The sequence below is a fragment of the Bacteroidales bacterium genome (assembly GCA_021157585.1).
Classification (GTDB): Bacteria; Bacteroidota; Bacteroidia; order Bacteroidales; family UBA12170; genus UBA12170.
Genome location: JAGGWH010000051.1, coordinates 1 through 4,659 on the forward strand (window position 1 = coordinate 1; position 4,659 = coordinate 4,659).

The 4,659-nt window shown below is 32.7% G+C and carries 3 protein-coding genes; 1 reads left to right on the forward strand and 2 read right to left on the reverse strand.

Features of this window, described 5'->3' with window-relative positions:
* On the reverse strand, positions 1-1,494 hold a 1,494-nt coding region (locus J7K39_03325), incomplete at its 3' end, for a Fic family protein (protein MCD6178915.1).
* A gap of 204 nt (positions 1,495-1,698) precedes the next feature.
* Entirely contained in the window at positions 1,699-2,799 is a 1,101-nt protein-coding gene (locus J7K39_03330) for an ISAs1 family transposase (GenBank protein MCD6178916.1), read from the reverse strand.
* Positions 2,800-3,086: 287 nt separating this feature from the next.
* Between J7K39_03330 and J7K39_03335 the strand changes: the two genes are divergently transcribed.
* Positions 3,087-4,646: a Fic family protein gene (locus J7K39_03335; GenBank protein ID MCD6178917.1), complete on the forward strand. Its 1,560-nt coding sequence runs from the start codon at positions 3,087-3,089 to the stop codon at positions 4,644-4,646.
* Positions 4,647-4,659 lie beyond the last annotated feature (13 nt).

Genomic DNA, 4,659 nt, shown 5'->3' on the forward strand with positions numbered 1-4,659 from the left:
ATTTTTCTTGGCTCGTTTTGATAATTCACCATTGTTCTGTTCTAAAAAACGAACCAACAAGGATACCAGACTATCAGGCATCTCAAAGGTACTGTCAATGTACGATTTGAACTCTTCATATTTGATTAAATAAGTCACTTCCTCAGGAATAATGTTATCGATAGTATCTTTAACACACTCATACAAAAATTCAGCTTGCTTTGTAGCATCAAAATAACGATAATAATCAATTGTATTATTTATTACTTCAACATTGTGATCTGAGGTCTCTTCCCATTCTATAAAATCTAATAATGGAACTGAATAGCTTTCCAATACCTTTTGATAATCAGCAATGTGATTTAAAATTGATGCAGAAACAGGGAAAATTAAACCCTGTTGAGAAAATTGCTTTTTAGCCAAAACGTGGTGTATCAAATAACGATGTATCCTGCCATTGCCATCTACAAATGGATGAATAAACACAAAACCAAAAGCAATTACACTAGCTGCCAATACCGCATCTATTTCATTAGATAGCAGTAAATTATTTGTTTCTATCAGCCCATTCATTAATCGACCTATATCATTTTGCTTTGCAGATATATGATCAGGAATCGGTGATAAAGTTTCACGATCACGGTCACCAACAAATCCCCCTTTTTTGCGATAACCCATATCTACAAAGCGAGGGTTCTCAATTACAATTTGTTGCAAACGGTCAAATTCTTCATGACTTAAGTCATTCATTCCTGCCTGTCCTATTGCTTGTCCCCAACGAGCTGCTCGTTTACTTTTTGGACTCTCCCCCTCAATAGTAAAAGATGCTTTTGAATCTTTTAAAAGTAAAAAAGCCGAGGCGCGTAATAATATATTCTTTCGAATACCTTTTAAATATTCATTCTTTTTTACGGACAAATTTTCGGCGATATATTGCTCTAGCTTGGGTGATTTTCGTATTAAAGGACAAAAATCTATAGTACCGGGTAAATTATTAACTACTGAATGACGAGCTGATTTTATTCCTTTTACAGCATACTGCAAGCTAGTATCTATTACATTGACATAGCTTTTTTTAGTAAGGTTTGGAATGGCTTTTAATTCTTTTCCTAAAAACCATTCTATTAAAAACCATATTCTTCGAGAATATTGCCCCGTTGGTTCTACACTCACTAACAGATTCAATTCTTTCTCAGAGTAATGCTTCACTAAAGCACTAAACACTAATAAGTTTACACCTTCATATTTCAATGCAAACACAAGTTGTTTGTATAAGGCTTCAATTTCTGATAAACTGAAACTATCCTCAGGAAGATAACTATTGGGAAGAATTATAAAATTCTCATCTTCACTACGTTTTGCCTTTTGGCTAACAATAGCAAAAGGGCTAGGAAAAGGAATCTTTAATTGCAATTTCTGAATAATAGCGGCATAGCCGGTAATGTATCCTTCTTCAGAAATATTCATTCCATTAAAAACGGGCGCAATAAATGAAAAACGGGCGCTTTTAGTCATAATTTTAAAAATATAGGCGCAAGATACATAAAATACAAGCGCAATACAATAAAAACGAGCGCAAATTAATATATTTCTAAATAAACGAGCGCAACCTAGACTAAAACCCTATGTAATAAGCATTGTTAAAATTGGTCCTGCCGACAAAAACGGCGGTGTTCAGAATTTTATGATTGGGTCAGGGCAAGCTCATACTTTTGTATTTTACACTTTTAGCAGATAGGCTTCGTTCCAGCCTGCTTTAAGCCTTTTGCCCGCAATGCCTTGTTTTTCAGTTTTCTCATTTTTCAATAAATTTAAGGCGATTTTTAGAAGTATTGAATAATTCTGAGCTGCATTATTATTTCTTTTTCTTGAAGCGTCTTCTGAAAAAGCAACATCTAAAGTCCAATGTAGTTTATTCTCAACTCCCCAGTGTGAACGAATATTTTTCTGATGATTTACGGCCGTATCTGTTAAACTTGAAATGTAATATCTAATCGCCTTTTCTGGAAGTTTATCGCTGTTCTTAAATTCTCTTAAACTCTCTATTTTAATCACTTGGCTTAATTTATTCCATTTATTATTACTGTTTTCAATAAACTGAAAATTAGATATAACAGAACATTTTCTAGTCTCAATTCGTCCGTGACCATAATCAATGTTTGTATCTGTTTCTATGTTTTTTGAAAATCTAAATTCATCTTTTATCTCTTCTAATAATTGCTCTTGATTTTCTTTTACTGCTAAAATATAGTTTGCTTTATTTTCAATAATCTTATTGGCAATATCCGTCTGTGTTCCCATCGCATCAATGGTTATAATATTACCTTCAATAAATAATGTTTCTAAAAGTATAGGGATTGCTGTAATTTCATTAGACTTCTCATTAACTCTTACTTGACCTAGAACTAAATTGTTTTGGTCTGCCCAAGCACTAACCATATGTACTGGCGACTTTTTCCCATGTGATTTTGCTCCCCTTAATGTTTTTCCGTCAATAGCAATTACTTGTCCTTTTGAAAGTTTTGATATCGAATTTACCCAGTCTATAAAGCAGGTTTCAAATTTAGAACTATCAATTGATGAAAAGACTCTGTTTATGGTATCATCAGAGGGGATCCCGTTTTTTAATTCAAGAAATTTCCTCAAAAATTCTTCTTTTGAAGTGGCAAACTCAACCATTTGTTTCCATGTTTCTGCTCCACAGATGACTGAAATTATTCCAATAAGGAGGATGTCTTCTAAGTTGTGTAATTGGTTTATATGGCTTCTGGAGTCTTCCATATTGCCAAATATACTTACTAATCTATCGTCTTTGTTCATGTCGTTTAATTATCTGAATACCAGTATAATATACAAATAATTATTGTTATAGACACTATAAATCAAATGATTTTATTAAAAATAAGTGTGCGTCTGCCCTGATAGAATTGGTTAAATAGTTTCTAATAACATAAGTTTTATATATATTTGCATAGTAGGCTAATAAATGTCCAACATAGTAGGCTAATAAATGTCCAACATAGTAGGCTAATAAATGTCCAACATAATAGGCTAATAAACGTCCAACATAGTAAGCTAATTAAATGCCTATATAAAAGAAAATAAAAATGGCAACACCAAGAGAAAAACTAGCAGATTCACTAAAAAAATTACGTCAGCTACAAGATGATGAAAATATAGTTGCAATTAAATCTTCTGAAATAAGTAGAACACATAGAGAACGACTGTCTAAAAATGGATTTCTAAAAGAAGTTTCCAAAGGTTGGTATATTGTTACAAACCCTGAAGATATACAAGGAAATTCAACATCTTGGTATACTTCTTATTGGAACTTTTGTTCTAGATATTTAGAGGACAAATACCAAAATAATTATTGTATTTCGCCAGAGCAATCTTTATTACTTCATGTAGGAAATACTATTATTCCAAAACAATTAATTACTAAATCACCCAAAGGTTCAAACAAAATAATAAACCTACTACATGCCACAAGTTTATTAGAATTAAAAGCTGACCTACCGAACAAAAATAATTTAGATAAAATCAACGGAGTAAGAGTATTTAATTTAGAACATTCTTTGATTAATATTCAGCAAGTAATGTTTAAAACCAATCCTATTGATGTGAGAGCTGCCTTATTTATGATAAAAGATGCTTCACAAATATTGGCACCATTACTTGATGGTTCGCATACTAGACCAGCTGGCAGGCTAGCTGGAGCATTTAGGAACATTGGGCAAAGTAAAATTGCAGATAACATAATAAGTACTATGCGATCTTTAGATCATGATGTGCGTGAAACGGATCCTTTTGAAGAACAAATATCAACAGAATACATAAAACAAATAACATCACCTTATGTTAATCGAATCCATTTAATGTGGGCTGAATATAGAAAAATTGTCATAAAACACTTTCCAAAAGGTCCAGCTAAAAAAATTAATTCAAAAGATTATTTAAAGTCTGTGGACCAAATATACACAACTGATGCTTATCACTCTCTTTCTATCGAAAGATATAAAGTGTCGGCTGAGTTAATTGAGTTAGTAAGTACTGGTAATTGGGATTTAGAAGATAACGAAAGCCATAAAGAACTCAAAAATGCTATGGCAGCTCGAGGATATTATGGGACCACCCAAGTAGTTAAACAATCGATTCAAAAAATAATTGATGGGACCAACGCAGGATTAGTAATAGACCAGGACCATTCAATTTGGTACCGTGAACTATTTGCACCAAGTGTAACCGCAGGAATTTGTAAACCTTCAGATTTAGCTGGTTATAGAAATAGACCGGTCTTTATATCTAATTCAAGACATGTGCCAATGAGTTCCGAAGCGGTAAGAGATGTAACCCCAGCTTTTTTCGAATTATTAACAAACGAAAAACATGCTGGAGTTAGAGTTGTTTTAGGACACTTTTTCTTTGTTTATATACATCCATACATAGATGGCAATGGGAGAATGGCTAGGTTTCTTATGAATACCATGTTAGCTTCTGGTAATTATCCTTGGACGGTAATTCCAGTTGAAAGAAGAGATGAGTATATGAAAGCTCTTGAGGAAGCGAGCGTAAACAATAATATAGAACCTTTTACCCTTTTCATCTCAGAGTTAGTTAAATTAAGTTTAAAAGGTACACCAGCAGCTAAAACAATTGAAAAATAAAAACAACACACAA